Source organism: Pantoea sp. X-Soil-ISGK-259, from assembly GCF_059730705.1.
The window spans coordinates 280,132-300,973 of sequence record NZ_AP035987.1 but is presented as its reverse complement, the minus strand read 5'-3'; the positions used below and the strand labels follow the sequence as shown (position 1 = coordinate 300,973).

Annotated in this window: 17 protein-coding genes; 9 read left to right on the top strand and 8 right to left on the bottom strand. The window is 55.0% G+C overall.

The window, feature by feature from the left end; translation table 11 throughout:
* Nucleotide 1 precedes the first annotated feature (1 nt).
* A complete protein-coding gene (locus AC6I77_RS20610; protein ID WP_003855185.1) occupies nt 2-1,879 on the bottom strand; it encodes an amidohydrolase in 1,878 nt (625 codons plus the stop codon).
* 286 nt (nt 1,880-2,165) lie between these two features.
* Here AC6I77_RS20610 and AC6I77_RS20605 point away from each other — a divergent pair, with 286 nt between their 5' ends.
* From AC6I77_RS20605 to AC6I77_RS20585, 5 genes are read left to right on the top strand one after another with little or no spacing between them, the layout of a single operon-like run.
* Nucleotides 2,166-2,858: a hydrolase gene (locus AC6I77_RS20605; RefSeq protein ID WP_033742913.1), complete on the top strand. Its 693-nt coding sequence runs from the start codon at nt 2,166-2,168 to the stop codon at nt 2,856-2,858.
* 60 nt (nt 2,859-2,918) lie between these two features.
* Entirely contained in the window at nt 2,919-3,143 is a 225-nt protein-coding gene (locus AC6I77_RS20600; protein ID WP_105099721.1) for a XapX domain-containing protein, read from the top strand.
* A gap of 2 nt (nt 3,144-3,145) precedes the next feature.
* The gene (locus AC6I77_RS20595) at nt 3,146-3,400 is read left to right on the top strand and encodes a XapX domain-containing protein (protein WP_105099722.1); all 255 of its coding nucleotides are present in this window, start codon (nt 3,146-3,148) and stop codon (nt 3,398-3,400) included.
* Nucleotides 3,401-3,443: 43 nt separating this feature from the next.
* Entirely contained in the window at nt 3,444-3,827 is a 384-nt protein-coding gene (locus AC6I77_RS20590; protein WP_003855179.1) for a response regulator transcription factor, read from the top strand.
* Nucleotides 3,827-9,367, top strand: a complete 5,541-nt coding sequence (locus tag AC6I77_RS20585) for a trifunctional serine/threonine-protein kinase/ATP-binding protein/sensor histidine kinase (RefSeq protein ID WP_497817285.1) — start codon at nt 3,827-3,829, stop codon at nt 9,365-9,367. The genes AC6I77_RS20590 and AC6I77_RS20585 overlap by 1 nt, the downstream gene beginning before the upstream one ends.
* Before the next feature lie 28 nt (nt 9,368-9,395).
* Here AC6I77_RS20585 and AC6I77_RS20580 read toward each other — a convergent pair whose 3' ends face one another.
* Nucleotides 9,396-10,016: a response regulator transcription factor gene (locus AC6I77_RS20580; RefSeq protein ID WP_110411975.1), complete on the bottom strand. Its 621-nt coding sequence runs from the start codon at nt 10,014-10,016 to the stop codon at nt 9,396-9,398.
* A gap of 833 nt (nt 10,017-10,849) precedes the next feature.
* Here AC6I77_RS20580 and fdhF point away from each other — a divergent pair.
* Both fdhF and AC6I77_RS20570 read left to right on the top strand, forming a co-directional pair.
* Nucleotides 10,850-13,822 (top strand): formate dehydrogenase subunit alpha, encoded by a 2,973-nt coding sequence (gene fdhF, locus AC6I77_RS20575; RefSeq protein ID WP_039661418.1) that lies wholly within the window; start codon nt 10,850-10,852, stop codon nt 13,820-13,822.
* Nucleotides 13,822-14,307 (top strand): helical membrane plugin domain-containing protein, encoded by a 486-nt coding sequence (locus tag AC6I77_RS20570; RefSeq protein ID WP_008924687.1) that lies wholly within the window; start codon nt 13,822-13,824, stop codon nt 14,305-14,307. The genes fdhF and AC6I77_RS20570 overlap by 1 nt, the downstream gene beginning before the upstream one ends.
* A gap of 16 nt (nt 14,308-14,323) precedes the next feature.
* Here AC6I77_RS20570 and AC6I77_RS20565 read toward each other — a convergent pair whose 3' ends face one another.
* Complete coding sequence (locus tag AC6I77_RS20565) at nt 14,324-14,734, bottom strand: GFA family protein (protein WP_003855170.1); 411 nt, start codon at nt 14,732-14,734, stop codon at nt 14,324-14,326.
* Between the two features lie 201 nt (nt 14,735-14,935).
* On the opposite strand from AC6I77_RS20565, the gene uilS reads away from it, so the two are divergent.
* Complete coding sequence (gene uilS, locus AC6I77_RS20560) at nt 14,936-15,796, top strand: UilS family quorum-quenching N-acyl-homoserine lactonase (protein ID WP_497817284.1); 861 nt, start codon at nt 14,936-14,938, stop codon at nt 15,794-15,796.
* Nucleotides 15,797-15,964: 168 nt separating this feature from the next.
* On the opposite strand, the gene AC6I77_RS20555 is transcribed toward uilS, so the two are convergent.
* The 5 genes from AC6I77_RS20555 to AC6I77_RS20535 all read right to left on the bottom strand — a co-directional run bounded on the left by AC6I77_RS20555 (nt 15,965) and on the right by AC6I77_RS20535 (nt 19,270).
* On the bottom strand, nt 15,965-16,135 hold the full coding sequence (locus AC6I77_RS20555) for a DeoR family transcriptional regulator (RefSeq protein WP_497817283.1): 171 nt from the start codon (nt 16,133-16,135) through the stop codon (nt 15,965-15,967).
* 51 nt (nt 16,136-16,186) lie between these two features.
* Complete coding sequence (locus AC6I77_RS20550; RefSeq protein ID WP_485523243.1) at nt 16,187-16,828, bottom strand: DUF1109 domain-containing protein; 642 nt, start codon at nt 16,826-16,828, stop codon at nt 16,187-16,189.
* Entirely contained in the window at nt 16,815-17,369 is a 555-nt protein-coding gene (locus AC6I77_RS20545; RefSeq protein WP_008924684.1) for a sigma-70 family RNA polymerase sigma factor, read from the bottom strand. Before AC6I77_RS20545 ends, AC6I77_RS20550 begins: the two co-directional genes overlap by 14 nt.
* A gap of 71 nt (nt 17,370-17,440) precedes the next feature.
* Nucleotides 17,441-18,682 (bottom strand): protein-disulfide reductase DsbD family protein, encoded by a 1,242-nt coding sequence (locus AC6I77_RS20540; protein WP_497817282.1) that lies wholly within the window; start codon nt 18,680-18,682, stop codon nt 17,441-17,443.
* 24 nt (nt 18,683-18,706) lie between these two features.
* Nucleotides 18,707-19,270 (bottom strand): peroxiredoxin, encoded by a 564-nt coding sequence (locus AC6I77_RS20535; RefSeq protein WP_003855159.1) that lies wholly within the window; start codon nt 19,268-19,270, stop codon nt 18,707-18,709.
* 360 nt (nt 19,271-19,630) lie between these two features.
* Between AC6I77_RS20535 and AC6I77_RS20530 the strand changes: the two genes are divergently transcribed.
* Complete coding sequence (locus tag AC6I77_RS20530; RefSeq protein WP_497817281.1) at nt 19,631-20,839, top strand: aldose 1-epimerase family protein; 1,209 nt, start codon at nt 19,631-19,633, stop codon at nt 20,837-20,839.
* Nucleotides 20,840-20,842 lie beyond the last annotated feature (3 nt).

Sequence of the window (20,842 nt, the reverse complement as noted above, 5' to 3'; positions counted from 1 at the left end):
ATTAAAACGCGAAGCAGCTGCAGCCGAGCGCGCCCCAGAAGGCGTTATCTTCGGCAACGGGTACGCTGGATCCACGGGCGATCTCATGCGAGTGGCGATGAACACCGCACGGGCCGCTGCAGTGGTGGACGGCGGGCATCATGCCTGCACGGCTCTGCGCAACCGGCGGAGCACTGCGATAGTGACCCGGCACATTTACCACCGGTGACCACTCCGGCAGGATCGGAATCGCAGGCGGCGCATCTGCGCTGAACGATCCTGCGGCATAGACGATATTGCCATCCACCACGGTCAGCACTGACTCAATGCCTTTGATCTCCTCTTCCGGGACGCTGAAAAAGTCTTTACTCAGCACCGCCAGGTCCGCCAGTTGTCCAATCTTAAGCTGGCCTTTTTTGCCTTGCTCGCTGGAGAACCAGGCGCTGCCCTGCGTCCAGAGCATCAGCGCCGTTTCACGATCAAGGCGGGCACTGACATCATACATCTGCATGCCGCCCACGGTGCGGCCAGAAACCAGCCAGTAGAGCGCGGTCCAGGGGTTGTAGCTGGCAACGCGAGTCGCATCGGTGCCCAGCCCGACCGGCACGCCGGTCTCCAGCATTTTCTGAACCGGCGGGGTATGGCGGGTGGCTTCTATGCCGTAGCGCTCAGCAAAGTATTCACCCTGGAACGCCATGCGATGCTGCACGGCAATGCCACCGCCCAACTCTTTAATGCGATCGATATTACGCTGAGTAATGGTTTCCGCATGGTCAAAGAACCAGTGCAGGCCATTGAACGGAATATCACGATTCACTTTTTCGAACACATCCAGCATCCGGCTGATCGACTCGTCATAGGTCGCATGCAGACGGAAAGGCCAGCGATGCTCAACCAGATGACGCACCACGCGCTCCAGCTCGTCTTCCATGCCAGGGGCTAAATCCGGACGAGGCTCCAGGAAATCTTCGAAGTCAGCTGCCGAGAAGACCAGCATTTCCCCTGCGCCGTTGTGACGGAAATAGTCGCTGCCCTGACCTGGCGTCAGCATGTCCGTCCACTTTTCAAAATCTTCCAGCTCATGGCCCGGACGCTGCGTGAAAAGGTTGTAGGCGATACGCAGCGTCATCTGCTTTTTCTGATGCAGCTCAGCAATCACTTCGTAATCTTCGGGATAGTTCTGGAAGCCGCCGCCCGCATCAATGGCGCTGGTCAGACCCAGACGGTTCAGCTCACGCATAAACTGGCGGGTGGAGTTGACCTGCTGTTCCAGCGGCAGTTTCGGTCCTTTCGCCAGCGTGGCGTAGAGGATCATTGCATTAGGGCGGGCGATCAGCAGACCGGTGGGATTGCCGTTGCTGTCGCGCTGGATTTCGCCACCCGGCGGGTTTGGCGTCTCTTTGGTGTAGCCCACCACTTTCAGAGCGGCGCGATTGAGCAGGGCGCGGTCATAGAGGTGCAGCACGAAAACCGGCGTGTCCGGTGCTGCTTCGTTGATCTCATCCAGCGTCGGCATCCGGCGCTCGGCAAACTGGAATTCAGTCCAGCCTCCTACTACGCGAACCCACTGCGGCGAAGGGGTACGCAGCGCCTGCTCTTTCAGCATCCGCAAGGCATCCGCAACCGATGGCACGCCTTCCCAGCGCAGTTCAAGGTTGTAATTCAGCCCCCCGCGAATCAGATGCAGGTGTGAATCGTTCAGGCCGGGCACGGCCGTGTGGCCCTTAAGATCGACCACTTTGGTGCCGTCGCAGTGAAATTCCATCGCCTCTGCCAGCGTGCCGACCGCCACGAACTTGCCATCGCGAATCGCAACCGCTTCTGCCACTGGATTACTGCGGTCAACGGTATGAAATTTGCCATGGGTCAGTATCAGTTCTGCTTTACCGAGCGTAACCATAGATGCTCCTCATCGGGGGTGTCCGGCTTAGTGCGGGACAGGAAGTGCCGCAGATAACAGGGCACGAATAAGCCGGATTATGGTGAGCAGGCTAACGGGGCGTCTAGTTATACAGAGGGATACCTATACCTTCGTATAGTTATACGCAGAGATAATAGTTTGCTGTTGCAGGTCGCTCTACACTGCGACCAGACAGCCAGCAGCAGGGCGATAAACCTGCACTGACCGTCATTTTGCACACGCCGGTTGGCGGAAATTTCGTTACATAACCTCTATGGGTGAACGCATGTCCAACGCTAAGCTTGAAGTCCTCACGCCACATAACAGCCAGATCATCTTCATTGACCAGCAGCCGCAGATGGCCTTTGGGGTGCAATCCATCGATCGCCAGGTGCTGAAAAACAACACCGTTGCGCTGGCGAAGGCGGCGAAAGTCTTCAGTATCCCCACCATCATCACCACGGTAGAAACCGAAAGCTTCTCGGGTCACACCTATCCGGAGTTACTGGATGTGTTTCCAGGGCTGGATATTCTGGAACGCAGCTCAATGAACTCCTGGGATGATCAGAAAGTGCGTGATGCGCTGGCCGCCAACGGGAAGAAAAAAGTCGTGGTTTCTGGCCTCTGGACCGAAGTGTGCAACAACAGTTTTGCGCTCTGCGCGATGCTGGAAGGCGGCTACGAAATCTACATGGTGGCAGACGCGTCTGGCGGCACGACTAAAGAGGCACACGACTACGCGATGCAGCGCATGATTCAGGCGGGTGTGGTGCCGGTAACCTGGCAGCAGGTGATGCTGGAATGGCAGCGTGACTGGGCCAATCGTGACACTTATGATGCGGTGATGAACATCGCCAAAGAACATTCAGGTGCTTACGGCATTGGTGTCGATTACGCCTACACCATGGTGCATAAAGCACCATCACGTCAGAAAAGTGAACACCGTACCCTGGCGCCGGTTCACGCACCGATACGCTAAGGCATCCAGCTGATCGGCGGAAAATCGCCGATCAGCTGAGTGGCATAACAGGAGCTGGTCATGAATCCTCTACTTGTTTCCCTGGCTGCCGGGGTGCTTATTGGCCTGCTATATGGCCTGCTAAAGGTGCGGTCACCGGCACCGCCCGCGATTGCGCTGCTGGGTCTGCTGGGGATGCTGTTGGGTGGGGCGCTGGTGCATGCGGTATCTCCCGCACAAAAGCCTGCAATTGCCTTGCTTCAGCCTGATGTTCATCCCGTTTCATCCTTATCGCGGATAAGCTGAACATGTTGAAATCCTGCGTTATTTCTCTCGCGGTGGGCCTGCTCGCCGGGGTAATCTATGCCCTGATCAACGTCAACTCTCCGGCGCCGCCCGTCATTGCTTTGGCAGGGCTGTTTGGCATGCTGGTGGGTGAACAGTTAATACCGCTGGGTAAACGTCTGTTCAGGCGACAGCCGGTGACGCTGAAGTGGTTCCGCCATGAATGCATGCCAAAAATCAGTGGGACACCGCCACCCGAGGGTGATAACACGCCTTAAGTCCTCGCATGCCACGCGGTGAGGCGTTCCAGAGGATACCTGCATGACGTTTCCCCAGCGTATTGTCATCGTCGATGATGAACGCGCGGTCCGCAGTGGACTGAGCAATCTGTTGCATTCGGACGGCTACGTAACCCGATCATTTGAATCCGGTGAGGCATTACTGGCCGATGACGATGCGCTGGTAGAGGCGGGTATGCTTATTATTGATGTTGGACTTAAGGGCATGTCCGGGTTTGAGCTTTTTACCCTTCTCAAGGCGCGGGCTGATCTGCCGCCGGTAATTTTTATCTCGGCAGATGTGGAAGAAACCACGCTGTGGTATGCCATTGGGCTCGGGGCCATGACTTTTTTGCGAAAGCCCATTGATGTTGATACGCTGCTGACACTGATCCGATGCGAGTTATCTCAGGGAGATGTGCGCTGATGAGCCTTCTTTCAGTTACTTCCCTGGAGAGTGATGACGCAGGGATCGCGATTGAAAATTTTGACATCCTGATGCCGCTGGCACAGGAGGGATGTCTTCTCTGGATGCTGGCGCGCCGCCAGTCGGGTGAGTCACTGATCATCGCCACGGGTAAAAGTGACGACGTCACTTTTCAGGCCACCCAGCGGCTCAAAAATGAGCGTGCTCTGGCTGCGTATCTGTCTCCACGCTGGGCCATCACCGCCACCGGCACGACCCGTTATCTTGATCGTTATGCGCTGATTTATCCCACCTTCCCATTTCGCACCCTGGCTAACAATCTTGCTACGCCTCCCGAAAAAATCGCCGATTTCCTGCAGGTGGCATTGCAGCTTTGCTACACGCTGGGTCAGGCACATCATCAGGGCATCGTGCATGGGGATATCAAGCCAGGCCATTTTTTTATTACTGACGATGGACGGTTCCGGCTGGGCGGGTTTGGACTCGCCTCACTGGCGGCGCAGTCGGCAGAGAAAAACAGCCTGCGCGCCTCAGGCGGCACGCTGGCCTATATGTCCCCTGAGCACACCGGTCGCACGCCACATCCGGTCAGTAGCCTCAGCGATCTCTACAGTCTGGGCGTGGTGTTATATGAGTATCTGACCGGCAAGCTACCCTTTGGCTCACCGGACGCAGGTGAAGCAGAGTGGATTCATCATCACATCGCCAGCGCGCCCCGGCCAGCTGAACAGGTCAGAGACGATGTGCCGCCGATGCTCTCGGTGATTCTGCTACGCCTGCTGGCAAAGTCACCCGCTGACGGTTATCAGAGCGTGCAGGGGCTGATGGCCGACCTTCGCCGCTGTCAGGCCACATTGACAGGTGAAAACACCATTGCGCCGTTTACGCCCGGACTGCAGGAGCGTTTTAACACCAGTTTCCGGCCTGAGACTCTGTTCAGTCAGCATCCGCAGGCTCGCGTATTGCTGACGACGCTGGATACGGTCATCCGCACTGGAACACAGAGCCTGGTGATGCTCAGCGGTGTGCCTGGTTCGGGTAAGTCCGCGATTATCGCGAGCGCCCTGAAAACCCTGCAGCACCGACAGATTTTACTGGCCGCCAGCAAGGCCGATCAACATTCGCCGACCGCACCCTTTGCCGCTGTGGCTTCCGCGTTTCGCACGGTCACGCTTTATCTGCTGGGGTTGTCAGCGCCAGAGGTCAGAAAATGGCGGGGCCGGTTGCTGCGTCTGCTGGGCGGCTATGTCGATTTAGCCATTGAGCTGGTGCCTGAATTAAAACAGCTGCTCAATATTGGGAATTTACAGCCAGTGGTGCGCCATGCACTGGACGCCCGCGAGCAGTTCACGCAGATGGCCTCTGCGCTTGTTCAGGCTTTCGCCACGCCGGGCCGTCCGCTGGTTATGCTGATTGATGACGTACATTGGGCAGACCCTGCCACGCTGCAACTGCTGGAAAACCTGATAACCCGAAATGAGCATTTGCCCTTTATGCTGGTGCTCGCCTTTAGGGAGGGTGAATCAATGCCCTGTCCGATGATTGCCGGATTTCTGCTGCGCATCAGGGCCGCCGCACCGCGGGTAGTGGCGCTGACGCCGCAGCCGTTGAGTGTGAAACGCATCGGCCGCTGGCTGGCGCAAATGCTGCATACCCGTCCTGGCGGTAATCGCGAGCTGGCGCAGATCCTTTTCGAGAAAACCGGCGGCAATCCCCTTTCGATGCAGGAGTTCTTCCGGCAGGCGGTAGAGGATGGGGTGATTAACTTTCGTCAAAATCCGCCGAAATGGCATTACGACAGTCAGGCGCTCATGGCGCGTCGTTACACCGACAATGTGGCCACGCTGGTGTTAAGCCAGCTGGCACGGATGCCAGAGACCACGCGGCAGCTCATGGGTTCGCTGGCCTGTTTGGGGGCCAGTGGCGAGCTCTCGCTGTTAGGTCAGCTGAGTGCGATGCCTGTGACGCTGATTCAGCAGCAACTTGAACCGGCTGTCAGCGGTCGTTTTGTCACCCTGACCGGTGGGCACTACGCGTTTACGCACGATCGCGTGCACAACGCGGCGTTATTATTGCCTGACCTGCGGCAGCAACAGCATCTTCACCAGCAGGCAGCGGTCTGGCTATCCGCAGCGGTCGCAAGCGGGGATAACAGTGAGACGCTGTTCCGCGCGGTTTATCACATTGGGATGATTGCTGAGCTGCCACTGACTGTGACAGATCGTGAACGTTATTATCCTCTTTGTCTGCGAGCCGCGCAGGCGTCGAAACGCGCCGGAGATTACCTCTCAGCGCTGCGCTATCTGCGCACCGCCCAGCGACTCAGCCTGCGAATGGTGACCGGTAATGACTTTATGCTGGGCTTTGATGAAGCGGAGTGCGAGTTTCTTAACGGTAATCTCACGTCAGCGCAAACGCTCTGTACCCGGCTGCTACGTGAGCCAGGCACGCTCGGTGAAAAATCAAAGGCAGCCTGTCTTTCTGCTGAAATCCATATGCGCCAGTCTGACAACCATCTGGCGCTGGAAACCGCGCTTGCCTGGCTGGCAGTGTTTGGTGTGCATCTCAAAAGGGATCCGGATGACGTGGAGATCGACGCCGCCTGCCTGGCGATTCGGGCGCGAATCGGCGATTCACCGCAGGATACGTTGAACCGGCTGCCGCTTAACAGCGATCCTGATGTTGAGTCGGTGCTAAACCTGATGGCCAGCACCATATTTGTCTCCGCCTATGACTGCCCAAAGCTCCATTTAATCCTGGTCTGTCAGATGCTGCAGATGACGCTGGACCACGGCATAACCGGTGCCTCTGCGTTTGGTCTGGCCTGGTTCAGCGTGCTGACAGGAGAACGGTATCAGACCTGGCATTTTAGTTATGCCTGCGGTCGGGTGGCCCGCGAGCTGGTGGAGCGGTATGACTTTACCCGTTATAAAGCCCGTACTCTGCTGCCGCTGGATCAGGTGGGGATCTGGACACAGCCGCTGGACGTCGCCATTGAATGTGCCCGAGAAAGTTTTCGCGTCGCGGTGAAGTATGGCGATCGCTCTTTTGCCTGTCTTTCGTTGCGTCATCAAATCATGAACACGCTGACACGCGGCGATCACCTGGAGTCCGTGATGACCTCACTTGAGCGCGGACTCGCCTTTACGCGTAAAACGGGTTATCCCGACGTTGAGAACGTGCTGCTGATGCAAAAGCAGCTGGTGATGCAACTGCGTAACAGCAGTGGGTTCAGAGCAGGCGAGCGCGACCAGGCTTTGCCGCTGGTGGCCGGCAGTGAGCCAGGTCCGATCTCCGGCCATAAGGCGATGGTGCAGTTCTGGGCGGGCCTGTATCGGGGAATGGCCCATTACTATGCCGGTGAATATCGTGATGCGCTGCGCTGTCTGGAAGAAATCCAGCCATTGATCAGCGCGGTGCCTGCTTATATCTATATGATGGATATGCATTTTTATACTGCACTCTCCCTGAGTCAGCTGTCTGAAACCACTGATAGCAGCGCGCTGCGCATTCATCTCGACAAGTTTGCTGGCTGGACGGAGCTTAATCCCGGTTTGTTTGCAGACAAATATGCCTTGCTGAGGGCAGAGTGCGCCCGGCTTGAGGGCGACACGGGTGAGGCGCTGAAGCAGTATGAAAATGCAATCCGTCTTTCCCGGCAGTCTGGATATCTGCACATTCATGCGCTGGCCAATCAGCTGGCGGGCCGCTACTGCAAAGCCTTGCAACTCGATACCGCGGCAGATGCCTACATCAAAGTAGCAATGACAGGCTGGGACAACTGGGGAGCGCAGGCGATGGTGCGCCAGATGGAGCAGCACTATCCGCACCTGGCCGCACCGGTGCAAAACAGTGCGCTGGCGACGATTCCGTTTACGCAGGATGCCGCTTTCTACGATCTGGAAAGCGTGCTGACCGCCGTGCGCGCCCTGACGGAAGAGATCAATCTTGATCGGTTGATTCACACCCTGATGCGGATGCTGCTGGAGCGGGCAGGTGCCCAGCGCTGTCGCCTCATCCGGATTCTGGATGGCAACCTGCCAGAGACACAGGCCTGGGCAGAAAGCACGGCTGATGGCGTGCGGGTTCAGATTGTCAAAGAGCGGCCTGACGCAAATGACCTGCCGCTATCGGTGCTGTCAGCAGTGATCCGCACGGGTCAGGAGATTCGCACCAGTAAACCGGAGGTATTCAGTCCGTTCAGTCAGGACCCCTATCTGGTGGCTTCAGGCGCGGCGGTGCTTTGTGTGCCGATGTTCAGGCAGGCCAACATGGTCGGGGTGCTCTATCTGGAAAATCGCCTGATGCCCGATGCGTTCACCGCTGAGCATTCCCACATTGTAAAAACCCTGAGCGCGCAGGCGGCTGTTTCCCTGGAGACGGCGCGACTCTATGCGGAACTGCTGGAGGAGAACAACCATCGGCGTCGGGTTGAGAAACAGCTGCGTGCCAGCAAGACTTCGCTGATGCTGGGCGAGAAAATCAGTCATACCGGCACCTGGCGCTGGGAAGTAGCCGAGGACATGATGATAGTCTCTGAAGAATATGCCCGGATACTGGGGCTGCCAGCCGAACAACATGGACTGTCGATGGCAGACTTCCTGACCCGCGTTCATCCTGATGATTATGAATCTATCAGCGAACTGGTGACGCACAGCGTCAGTCAGGGACGCAGCATGCAGGCAGAGTTTCGGGTAATCAGGTCAGACGGTGAATGTCGCTATATCAAAGGTATTGGGGAGCCGGTAAACAATTTCCCTGAGGTGAAAGAGTACTTTGGCACCATTTCAGATATCACCTCGCAGCGTATGGCGGAAGACAGTGCGCGCATGGCGCAGGCAGACCTGGCGCGTGTTACGCGCGCCACTACCGTCGGGCAATTGACAGCCTCCATCGCTCACGAAATCAGCCAGCCGCTGATGTCTATCGTGGCCAATGCGGGTGCCAGCCTGCGCTGGTTGAAGCGTGAGCCGCTGATGCTGGAAAACGCCAGCAGCGGTTTAGATGAGATTATTAAAGAGGGCAAACGTGCCGGGGAGATTATTCGCGGCCTGCAGGCGCTGACCCGTAATCATGAATCGTGCTTTGCTTTGGAAAACCTCCATCTGATCGCCCGTGACATTCTGGCGCTTTCCCGTGTAGAGCTGGAACGGCGGGGTGTCTCGCTGGAACTTAAATTCAGGGCTGCTAAAGCAGAGATTTTCTGCGACCGCGTTCAGATCCAGCAGGTGCTGCTGAATCTGGTGATCAATGCGATCGATGCTATGTCCGACGATCTGCCGCGCGCGGCGCTATTGCGCCTGACGTCAGAGAATCCCACCCCAGATACGCTGCGGTTTGAGGTGCTGGATAGCGGCTGCGGATTAAGTGATGACGTGCGGGAACGGCTTTTTGAGTCATTCTATACCACCAAAAAAAGCGGTATGGGCATGGGATTAACGATCAGCAAAGGGATCATCAAAAAGCATTCTGGTGAGTTAGGCGCAGAAAACCGGCCGGAAGGTGGCAGCCGTTTCTGGTTTACTCTGCCATTGGGTTGAGCGAGAGGAACAGGTCGACTGCCGGGTTTCAGCGGCGTCGGCTATGTTCAATATTGAGCCGCTCTGCCGCCCGCACCAGATCGGTGAGCGAACGCGCATTCATTTTTTCCATTACCCGTCGCTTGTGGACTTTAGCCGTAATTTCACTGACGCCCATCTCTGCAGCAATCTGTTTATTCAACAGACCGCTAATCGCCAGCAGCATCACCTCGGATTCACGCGGCGTCAGGGTCTGATGCCGCTGCACAATTTCCCGCCGTTCCTGAGAAGAGGCCAGATTCTGCTCTGCAATCTTTAAGGCTTCCGCGACCGCCTGCAAAATACGCTCAGGTTCGACGGGCTTAGTCAGGAACTCATAAGCGCCAGTTTTCATCGCCCGCACGGTGACCGGAATGGTCCCGAAGCCGGTCAGGAAAATCGTGGGAATAGCATAGCCACGATCGATCAACGCCTGGGCGACATCAAACCCATCTGCGCCAGGCAGATTAATATCCAGAATCAGGCAACAGGGAAGGGGCGTTAACGCGTGAGACAGGAAATCATCAGCTGAAGAGAAAGAGATAACCGTGTAATCGTCGGCGATGAGGAGATTAGTGAGTGCAGAAGTCACCGCGGCGTCGTCATCAACGATATATACGATGGAATTCATAAAGACCTCATTTCAGCCAGCGTTTTAATGGTCACGGAATTAAGCATGACGCGCAAAGAGACCCGGATAAAAGGGCATCGGGCGGGGTTAAGAGGATATTACCATAACGAAAATCATTATCATCTTATAATTAACAGCTTGTTAAAATTCGGATAACTCACTGATTGAAATGGCTAAAATATACACTAATTACCGTGGCGTGGCTCAGGGCTTTCTGGCTAGAGAACGCATACGTTTTTATTGAAACGCCATATCATTGCAATGTATTCATGATCGGATAATGACAAGGAAAACTGTGCAGGTCAGGTGCGTAATTAATCCATAAGCTGTTCAAACGGGTTAAACCGTTTCAGCATGCCTTAATACCCAATTCAATGGGGACGGCACTGAATGGATTCAGATATTAACTGGTACAAATTCCAGAGGGATTCGATAGTGGATTAATCGACAGGTTTAATGAGAGAGAACCAGGTTAATGCTGATGTTTGTACGGGGTCAGAAAGGAATATCAAACTGCTCACCATATAGTTACAACATACAAATCATTTCATAGTTAACCTTATCATCAGCCATCGGGTGCTTATCGCTTAGCAATACAAAAATGCCGATAACGGTGATTCCTGCCGTCCTGCCGTAAGGGAAAACATGACGTGGTTCACGTGGTAAGAAGTCATTACATTTAAAAAACCCTTAACAGTCAGTAAGTAACCCTGATAAGCGTAGCGGTATTCATGGTGCGGCTGCTAATCCTCACTAAGCTTGTGAAGCAACCCTCTAAATTCAGGGATATTTTTCCAGCAGGACGCTATTCGCAATGACGCCATGAGGCTTATATGAGTGAAAATTACTGCACCATTCTCTTTAATGGTGAACGGTTAAAAGGGTTAGCTAATCAACCGCTAATCGACTTTCTGGATGCTCACGGGAAAAAACTACCTCATGTCTGTTACCACCCGGCGTTGCCGCCGCTGCAAAGCTGTGATGTCTGTTGGGTGGATGCCAATGGCGAGCGGGTTCGCGGCTGCACGCTTCGCACTGAAGAGGGGCTCTCGGTACAGAGTGAAGGTACTGCGCTGAGGGCCGCGCAACAGGAGGGAATGGATAGACTGCTCAACCGTCACGAGCTTTACTGCACCGTCTGTGAACACAACACCGGTGACTGCACGCTGCATAATACCGTGGCTGATATGCACATTCCGATTCAGTACTATCCTCATCAGCCCAAACCCTACGCCAAAGATCACTCTAACCCGTTTTATACCTACGATCCTGACCAGTGCATTTTATGCGGTCGCTGCGTCGAGGCGTGCCAGAATGTGGAGGTCAATGAGACACTCTCTATTGACTACACCCAGGCACATCCCCGCGTGCTCTGGGATGGCGGCACAGAAATCGCCGGTTCCAGCTGCGTCAGCTGTGGACACTGCGTCACAGTGTGTCCGTGTAATGCATTACTGGAAAAGACCATGCAGCCTGATGCGGGTCCGTTCACTGCAATGGATGAGGGGTTGAAGCGCCCGCTGATTGATTTTGTCAAAACGATGGAAAACAGTATTGGCATGGGGCCGATTACTGGCGTCTCCAACATCGATGTGGCGCTGAGGCAGTCGGAGATTAAACGCACTAAAACGGTCTGCACCTATTGCGGCGTGGGCTGCAGCTTTGAGATCTGGACTCGCGATCGTCACATACTGAAAATTCAGCCGGTGGCGGACGCGCCCGCTAATGGCATTTCTACCTGCGTTAAGGGTAAGTTCGGCTGGGATTTTGTTAATAGCCCGGCGCGTCTGACGACGCCCTTGATCCGCGAAAATGGCCGGTTCCGGCCCGCCAGCTGGGATGAGGCGTTGCAGCGGGTAGCTGAAGGATTGCAGGGCATCGCGCAGAATTATGGTGGCGATGCGATTGGCTTTATTGGCTCCAGCAAAGCCAGCAACGAAGAAGCCTATCTTACTCAGAAAATCGCCCGCTTAATCTTTGGCACTAACAATGTCGACAACTCCTCGCGCTATTGTCAGAACCCGGCGACAGAAGGGCTGTTTCGCACCGTGGGCTACGGCGGTGATGCGGGAACGATAAAGGATCTGCAGGAGAGCGAACTGATTGTGCTGGTCGGCAGTAATCTGGCCGAGAACCATCCGGTGATTGCGTCCCACATCAAACAGAGCCACAAACATCGCGGTCAGAAACTGCTGGTTGTCGATCCGCGTCGTCATGAAATGGCGGAACGGGCGGACTGCTATCTGCGCATCCGACCTGGCACGGACCTGGTCTGGGCCTCGGCGATGGCGAAATATATGTTCGACCACGGTTATGCCGATGATGCGTTTCTGGCACAGCGGGTTAATCAGCTAGAAGAGTATCGCACCTCGCTTGATACCTTTACGCTCGACTATGCCAGCGAGATTTGCGGTCTGAGTGAAGCCGAACTCAAAGAGTCGGCGGAGATGATCGGACACGCGGGTAGCGCCTGCATATTGTGGGCGATGGGGATTACCCAGCACAGCCACGGAGCAGACACCAGTACCGCGCTATCGAATTTGCTGCTGGTCACCGGCAACTATGGTCGGCCTGGCACGGGCGGCTATCCGATGCGCGGTCACAACAATGTGCAGGGCGCCAGTGATTTCGGCTGCCTCAGCAATCGCTATCCGGGCTATGAAAAAGTCACCGACGCGTCGATCCGGGAAAAATGGGCGCGCGCGTGGGGCGTCTCTCCTGATGCGCTTTCCGATAAGGCTGGCGCCGATAACTTCAAAATGGTGCAGCAGGCCGGTGAAGGTAAAATCCGTGCAATGTACATCACCGGGGAAGAGACAGCGTTTGCGGATGCCGACGCCACATCGGTGCATGCCGCCTTCAGCAAGCTGGAATTTATGGTGGTTCAGGACATCTTTATGTCGCGTACCGCCGAATTTGCCGATGTCGTGCTGCCCGGTGCGCCCAGCGTGGAGAAAGAGGGCACCTTTGTGAATACCGAGCGGCGCATTCAGCATTTTACTCCTGCCATGAAGCCACTGGGTGATTGTCGTCCTGACTGGCAGATTTTTACCGATCTCGCGGCGCGTCTTGGACATCCATGGCATTACCCGAATCCCGGCGCGATTATGGCCGAAGTGGCGGGCATTGCAGAGATTTTCGCGGGTGTGAGTTATGAGCAACTCGCCGGCTGGCAGTCGCAACTCTGGCCGGTCAACGCTGAAGGTGAAAGCACACCCCGTCTCTATACAGAACGGTTCAATTTCCCGGATGGTAAAGCGCGCCTCTATCCGCTGAGCTGGCAGCCGCCCGCTGAGCAGGAGGATGCCGAATACAATCTGCTGCTGAACAATGGCCGAATGCTGGAGCATTTCCAGTCAATGAATCAGACCGGGCAGGGTGGCCGCATGATGTCATTGTCGCCTAATGCCTTTGTTGAGATCTCACCGGAACTTGCAGCCTCGCGCGCGCTCATTGAAGGTGAGTGGGTACGGATTACCTCGCGTCGGGGATCGCTGGATGTGCCAGTGGTTATTACAGACCGTGTGGCGGGTAACGTGCTGTTCATGCCAATTCATCATGGTACTGATGGCGTTAATGCACTGACTGGTGAACATCACGATCCTGACGTCAACACGCCCGCTTACAAAGAGATCGCTGTCAACATGACGCGTGTCGATCGACGCCCGCAGCCTAATCCGGTGCCGCTACACAATTTCCGTCATGGTAGCCGAACACCCCTGGATCACCTGCCGATTGAGCAGAAATGGCAGCAGGCAGGCTATCGTGAACCGCCTGAACATGTCGAAAAACCGGAGAAATTTTAATGGCAGAACGGATGAAGTATCAGGTCCCGCCCACACGCACCGAGCCCACTGCCCGGGAGGCAATGGACGAGTTGCTTGAAAATCTCCACCAGCACGGTTTTCTGCGGCTGGCGAACGATCTCGTTAAATCAAATAATGACGTGGGGAAAATTCTGGTCTCAGGTCTCAATCAGCCCGGCACCCAAAATGCGCTGCAAAACCTGTCACTGTTGATGATGACGCTGGGCAGCGTGCCGCCAGAGCGTTTTAATCACTTGCTGCTGGCGGTGCGTGATGCTGCAATGGCCGTTAAGCCGGCTCGGGATGAGGCGCGGCAGGAAAAAGCCGCGCCGGGCATCCGTGGCATCATCCGCTTACTTAATGATGAGGATCTGTGGCGTGGACTGCGGCCACTCTTCGCGGCACTCGAGGTTTTCTCTCAGCAGATTGACCGTGAAGAGGAGAAGCCAATCACACGCTTTAGCGGCAAGCCTAGCCGGGAGTAGTAAAGGCAGCGGTAGTTCAGGATTGCGTGGGGGTATAGACCAGATGACCGGCTACACCGCCCGCGCCGCCATCTTTAGGGTGGTTGATACCATCAGAGACCGGCACATCCGTGAAATCAAACGGTGAAACGCCCTCAAGACAGGCGACATTAACCCCAAATTGATCGGGCTGTGAGCGGCTCTGATGAAAAGTATAAATGCCGCAGACGGAGCAGAAGTAGTGGCCCACCTCTTTGCTGTTGAAGCGATATTCTGTGAGGTGCGCTTCACCCTGCGTCAGCTCAACGTTGGTTGCAAACACCACTACCGCGCCGCGCATCCGGCAAAACGAGCAGTTGCATCGGCGCACCGTGTTAAAGCCATCCTTTAGCGTCACCTTATAGGCAACGGCACCACAGTGGCATTGCGCTGTCATTTCATTCTGCATAATGATCTCCTGTGTAATGAAACACCCAGCTTTCAGCCTACGCCAAAGCCCGGGTTTTAGCAGCATCGGAGGCGGATTTGTCCGCATTTCAGACAAAAGGTGTCAGCAGTCTGATCTGGATCTAAGTAAAAACGGTGCGGATGTGAAAGGGTGCTAGCTGAACTTTCTGACCTTTAACCTCAGCAAGGAGCATGACTCACGATGGAATTATCTACCCACACTCTTCCGGAAGGCATTGTGCTGACGCTGCGTCAGCCCACAGCGACCACTAAATCCCCGGTGATTATTCTGTGTCACGGCTTTTGCGGAATCCGTGAGATTTTACTGCCTGCGTTCGCAGAGGCGTTTACCCAGGCAGGTTTCGCGACACTGACATTTGACTACCGTGGATTTGGTGACAGCGAAGGCGAGCGGGGTCGTCTGGTGCCTGCGATGCAGATCGCTGATATTCTCTCGGTCATCACATGGGCAAAACAGCAACCGGCGCTGGACCCGAGCAGAATAGGTTTATGGGGCACGTCTTTTGGCGGATGTCACATCTTTGGCGCGGCAGCGAATAACCCGGATGTGAAATGTGTTGTCAGCCAGCTCGCCTTTGCGGATGGGGAAGAGATTGTCACCGGGCAACTGGACGCGACGGAGAAGGCGGGCTTTATTGCTACGCTGGAGAAGATGGATCAAAAGCGGCAGAACAGTGGCAAAGAGATGTTTGTGGCCATTACTCGCGTGCTGAACGATGAAGAGTCAAAAGCGTTCTTTGAGGAGAACCGGCATAAGCATCCGAAAATGGACATCAAAATCCCGTTTTTAACCGTCCGGGAAACGCTGCACTACAAACCCGCGATCAATGCCGCGAAGGTCACCTGTCCGACACTGGTCGTGGTCGCCGGTCAGGATAGCGTGAATCCGCCGGAACAAGGGCGTGCGCTGTTTGATGCGGTAGCCGCAACCAATAAGCAGCTCTTTGTGGCCGAAGAGGCCCGTCATTACGATATTTACAGCGGTCATCACTTTGCATCAGTGATTAAGGTGCAGACGTCGTGGTTCGCGGCGCATTTGTAACCTGAAGCAGGCTCGCTTCTGCGTGGTGTTCGCAGACCTCTGTCGCGCGCCGGCAGGAGCGAGTTGATTCCGTGCTGAACATTGCGCAGGTTCACACCCCTCTCTTCAGCCTCAAACACCTCATGCCGTTGTTTATCACGCTTTTATTCCACGACCCGCGTTGCGATTTCATGCCATTTCGCCACGATAAATCGCGCCGTTAAAACCGGTCAGCCCGGCCTCCGGATTCATGGCACAGCCGCCAATAAATGCCTGATCAGACAGAATTCCCGGGATCTGGTCGATCGCGGTTTGTCCGACCGTGCCGTCCGTGATCTTATGTCTCTGCCCGCCCGGCATAATCCTGACGGAAACCTGATTGAGCTGGTCGCAGAGTAATAAACAAAGTCATTACTTTCCCAGCTGAATCCAGCGGCGTCCGGCCAGCACCGTCAGCGCCACAATAGTAATGCCTGCGGCAAGATGCATTGAGAAATCAACAATATGCAGATGAGTGTCATGACACAGCGATAGCAGCATTGATGAGGTAAACGCGCAGCCACAGCCGCTCAGCGCGAGACTGCGCGCGGGATAAAGTGAACGGGTGCGTTTCAGGGCGATCACCGACATCAACATCATCGGCACGCTGGCAGACAGCATAAACAGATAGCAGTGTATCCCCTCACCAAACCGACCAGCACCTGCTGGCGGGGCTTCAGGTGACATATTGATCAGATTTAGCCCCAGCCACAAAACAGCCAGCAGTAGCGGCCAGCGCGGACTGATCGGTTTCCTGCCTGCAATGCTCAACGTAAAGGCTGCCGCAAGTGTGCTTCCCGCGATGATGAGAGACAGCAGTACGGCAACCAGCGCGAAAAACGCGCCGGGCTGCGACCAGTCAGTAAACCGGCTGTGAAACGCCCAACTGGTCAACGCGCCACAAGGGAGGGCAAGCGCGATCCAGCCCGCGACGCGCCAGGCCACAGGCCAGACGCGCTGCACCGGCTGCGCAGAGGCGCTGAGCTGATCAATTAACTGGTCATGATTTCTCATGCACACCCCGTCCATATTTTCTAAGATTGACCATTGCGCGATGCAACAGGGATTTAACCGCTGAGAGAGACTGATGGGTTTCAGCAGCTGCCTGCGCCAGACTCTGCTCACGCAGATGTACGGATTCGACAATCTCCCGCTGGCGTAGCGGAAGGATATCCAGATAACCGGAGAGGATATCGTTATCAGACTGGAGTTCACTGCTTTCAGCCGGGCGTTTTTGCAGCGCTTCCTCATCCTGTACTTCCTGACGTCGACCATGCTGACGCAACGTATCAATGGTCCGTGCAGAAGCAATTGCTGCAACCCAGGGCAGTATCGGGCGCTGCGGATCGTAGGTGTGGCGAACCCGATGGATCGCCAGCAGCGTCTCCTGAATCACATCTTCGACCAGCACCTCGTCACGGATTTTTTTGCACACTAATGCACGGATGGCCGGAACCATCGCTTTCAGTAACTGGTTATAGGCTGCTCTGTCGCCCGCCTGCGCCCGTGCCATCAGGGCAGGCCACTGCTGTGCGCGTGGATCAGTCTCTGACATTCGTCATCAGCAGTTCAGCACACAGTGACAGTGGCCTGGAAACGTCCCAGGAAATCGCTTAGTCAATCGTCTCAGGTTTTCTTTCCTTTTTCCGTTGCCTGATCGAGCGCAGAAATGACAATACCCGGCGTCAGGACCTGCGGTAGTACTACCGGTTTACCGCCATCAGCCGGGTAGACCACGTAGAGCGGCAATCCGCCGCGTCCGAAATCACTCAGCGCCTGTTCAACATCAGGATTATATTTGGTGGAGTCTGCAACCATGTAAATGGTATTCGTCCGCGCCATTGCGGCCTTGACCGCCTGCGTCGAAAGTGAAGTGCGATCGTTTACCTGGCAGGTAATACACCATGATGCCGTAAAATTCACCAGGATAGGCTTGCCCTGACCTTTAATCGCGTCGACATTCTGCGGCGACCAGGAGACAGTCGCTGCAGCCTGTGAAGCGGTTTCCGTTTCAGCAGGCGCGCTGGCAAAACGGTTCAGGTTCAGCAAAGGCACGACGACGAGTGCCAGGAAGAACACAGTTGCAACATGCATTACAACATGGCGCTGTCCCATCATACGGCGTTTCTGTGCCATGCCATACAGCCAGGCGGCAAAACTAAACAGCAAACAACAGACCAGAATCGCCGCCAGCGCTGCCGAGCCTGCCTGACGTTCCAGAACCCAAATCAGCCAGCCCACCGCGCCCAGCATAGGAAACGCCAGGCCCTGTTTCAGCGTGATCATCCAGGCCCCCGGTTTAGGCAATATGCGCGCCAGCACCGGGAAGAACGATATCAGGGTAAAAGGCGCAGCAAAGCCCAGCGCCAGCGAAATAAAGATAATGAGACTAATCAGCGGAGGCTGGGTGAGGGCATAACCCACCGCGCTGGCCATGAATGGCGCACTGCAGGGCGTCGCAACGATGATGGCCAGTGCACCGGTCAGGGCTGAACCCATTAACCCTGCACGATTGCCGCCCACTTCGCCAACGCGTTGAACCGACAAGCCGACCTCAAACAGACCGAGCAGATTCAGTGCTGAACCGAGCATCACCAGAATTAACGCGGCGATGACCAGCGGCGATTGCAGCTGAAATCCCCACCCAACGGACGTACCACCCGCTCTGGCCAGCAGTAATAGTGCTGCCAGGGCGACCATCGTCAGGACCACGCCCAGCAGAAATGCCAGGCCCTCTGCGCGGGCGTGAGAGGGCGATTCGTGATGGCGGATCAGGCTCAGTGCTTTCAGCGAGATTACCGGAAACACGCAGGGCATGAGGTTCAGAATAATGCCACCCAGAAAGGCAGCTGCAATCGCAGTCAGCATGATATACCTGCTCAGAAGATGAAGTTATGCCGGATTGGCCTGACGATATTTTTTAACAGCATCCATCGCTTTCTGAATATGCGTATCAGGATTTTTGTCGGTGAAGCTCAGCAGAATCTTGCCATCCGGCGCGATCACATAAGAGGTGCGGTCGGACAGTTTCTGACCTTTCATCTCCATGGTGCTTTTGTATTCAGCCGCCACTTTAGCGCCAGGATCGGCTGCCACGGTGAATTTGTCACGGCATTCCAGCTGAGAGAATTTAGCAATCTGATCGGTATTGCCGGCAGTGACACCAATCACGGTCGCACCCTGTTTTTTAAATTCATCGGACGCTTCGGCAAAATCATGCGCTTCAAGCGTGCAGCCAGCGCTGAACGCCGCCGGGAAGAAGTAGAGTACAACCGGGCCTTTCTTCAGAGCCTGCTGCAAAGAGAAGGTGGTCGATTTACCCGCCAGTGCGGCGTCGAGTTTGAAGTCTGGCGCTTTTTCACCGACCTGTAACGCCGCAAAGGCAGATGTTGCCGGAACACTCAGTGCCAGCAGCGTAGCGACGGCCAGGGTTTTCAGGGTGTTTTTCATTGGCATTTCTCTCTCCATTGACGAACAGACGGGGTTGCCTGACGTCTCTGATAAAAGGTTCGTTCAAAAATGGAAAAAGTTGCGGGGTTTTGAAATATTTTTACGATTTATTCGATTTAGGTGGTCTGGCTGAAAGGGTCAGGGAAATGCTCACAAAGCTGAATCGAATACAGCTAAGTCCGGATTTAACATTAAATTGGTCGCGATTATTCCTTTTTGGCTGCTTAATTATGTGATTTAACCCGCATTTATTCCTCTGGACGTTGCCGATTTACCGGCAGGTGAGCGTCGTCACGTTTCTGGTGAGCCTCAACCAGTAAATTCCGCTTAACGTATGAAAAAACGATTCAGCAAATGAGGTAAATAATGAAAATTAAACTGGCGTTAACGGTAGTAGCGGTTCTGGTTTCTGGTTCTGCAGCCGCAAAAACATGGGTGCTGACGAGTGCTGAAGAGGGCACAGATCAGGGAAACTGGCAGATTTCCAGTAGTGAGCTGAAGTTTCAGGGCAAGCCGTTCAGCATCGAGCAAAAAGTTCTGCACGGCGGCAAACAGGAAGGCAGTAAAACGCTGACGATTCGCAGTCAGGATGGCCTGACTATCACGCTCAGTCCCACCCGTGGCATGAACCTGCTGCGCGTCGAAGGCTTTGGTACGCGTATGGGCTGGGATTCACCGGTCAAAGAGGTGGTCAATCCTGCTTACATCAATCTGGAAAGCCGCAACGGCCTGGGCTGGCTGGACGGTTTCAATGAAATGATGGTGCGCTGCGGCTACGAATGGACCGGTCATCCGGTGACTGACCAGGGCCGCATCTACACCCTGCACGGTAAAGCAGGTAACACGCCGGTTTCACAACTGGAAGTTGAAGTGGCAGATGCAGCGCCCCATGAAATCCGTATTCGTGGCCTGATTAAAGAGAGCACCTTCAAGAAAACCGATTTGCAGACGATGACCGAACTGCGTTACGTGCCAGGCAGTAACAGCTTCAGCCTGCATGATGTGTTAACTAATCACGCTGACTATCCGCACGATTACCAGATCATCTATCACAGCAACTTCGGTAAGCCTATTCTTGAAGAGGGTGCACGTTTCCTGGCACCGATGTCCGGCATCAGCCCGTTTAATGATTACGCAAAAGCCGGATTAAAAGACTGGCAGACTTACAAAGGGCCGACCAAAGACTTCGATGAGATGGTATTCAACATCAAACCCCTTTCTGACAGTAATCATCAGACCGTGGCTGCAGTGATAAATAAAGCCGGAAACAGCGGCGCATCCATTCAGTTTGATACCCGCCAGCTTCCAATGCTTACGCTGTGGAAAAATACCGACACCTTAAAACAGGGCTACGTGACCGGTATTGAGCCGGGCACCAGTTATGCTTATCCGGTCACGATTGAGCGCGAACAGAAACGCGTTAAGCAATTGCAGCCCGGTGCCAGCACGGCGTTTGATCTGACCTATACCTTGCTGCATAACAGCCAGCAGGTGAATGACGTTGAGAAACGCATTAAAACTATTCAGGGTGATACAAAGATTGATGTGAGTGAGACGCCGATAGCGAAAGAGTAATAG

Coding starts and splice junctions, on each gene's coding strand:
- AC6I77_RS20540 (WP_497817282.1), bottom strand. CDS start 18,682: ATGCTGACTGCGATTGCAGCTGCCTTTCTGGGTGGCATTATTCTGAAC.
- AC6I77_RS20590 (WP_003855179.1), top strand. CDS start 3,444: ATGACGTTTCCCCAGCGTATTGTCATCGTCGATGATGAACGCGCGGTC.
- AC6I77_RS20570 (WP_008924687.1), top strand. CDS start 13,822: ATGGCAGAACGGATGAAGTATCAGGTCCCGCCCACACGCACCGAGCCC.
- AC6I77_RS20550 (WP_485523243.1), bottom strand. CDS start 16,828: ATGAGAAATCATGACCAGTTAATTGATCAGCTCAGCGCCTCTGCGCAG.
- AC6I77_RS20595 (WP_105099722.1), top strand. CDS start 3,146: ATGTTGAAATCCTGCGTTATTTCTCTCGCGGTGGGCCTGCTCGCCGGG.
- AC6I77_RS20535 (WP_003855159.1), bottom strand. CDS start 19,270: ATGCCAATGAAAAACACCCTGAAAACCCTGGCCGTCGCTACGCTGCTG.
- AC6I77_RS20600 (WP_105099721.1), top strand. CDS start 2,919: ATGAATCCTCTACTTGTTTCCCTGGCTGCCGGGGTGCTTATTGGCCTG.
- AC6I77_RS20530 (WP_497817281.1), top strand. CDS start 19,631: ATGAAAATTAAACTGGCGTTAACGGTAGTAGCGGTTCTGGTTTCTGGT.
- AC6I77_RS20555 (WP_497817283.1), bottom strand. CDS start 16,135: ATGCCGGGCGGGCAGAGACATAAGATCACGGACGGCACGGTCGGACAA.
- AC6I77_RS20585 (WP_497817285.1), top strand. CDS start 3,827: ATGAGCCTTCTTTCAGTTACTTCCCTGGAGAGTGATGACGCAGGGATC.
- AC6I77_RS20610 (WP_003855185.1), bottom strand. CDS start 1,879: ATGGTTACGCTCGGTAAAGCAGAACTGATACTGACCCATGGCAAATTT.
- AC6I77_RS20545 (WP_008924684.1), bottom strand. CDS start 17,369: ATGTCAGAGACTGATCCACGCGCACAGCAGTGGCCTGCCCTGATGGCA.
- AC6I77_RS20605 (WP_033742913.1), top strand. CDS start 2,166: ATGTCCAACGCTAAGCTTGAAGTCCTCACGCCACATAACAGCCAGATC.
- AC6I77_RS20565 (WP_003855170.1), bottom strand. CDS start 14,734: ATGCAGAATGAAATGACAGCGCAATGCCACTGTGGTGCCGTTGCCTAT.
- fdhF (WP_039661418.1), top strand. CDS start 10,850: ATGAGTGAAAATTACTGCACCATTCTCTTTAATGGTGAACGGTTAAAA.
- AC6I77_RS20580 (WP_110411975.1), bottom strand. CDS start 10,016: ATGAATTCCATCGTATATATCGTTGATGACGACGCCGCGGTGACTTCT.
- uilS (WP_497817284.1), top strand. CDS start 14,936: ATGGAATTATCTACCCACACTCTTCCGGAAGGCATTGTGCTGACGCTG.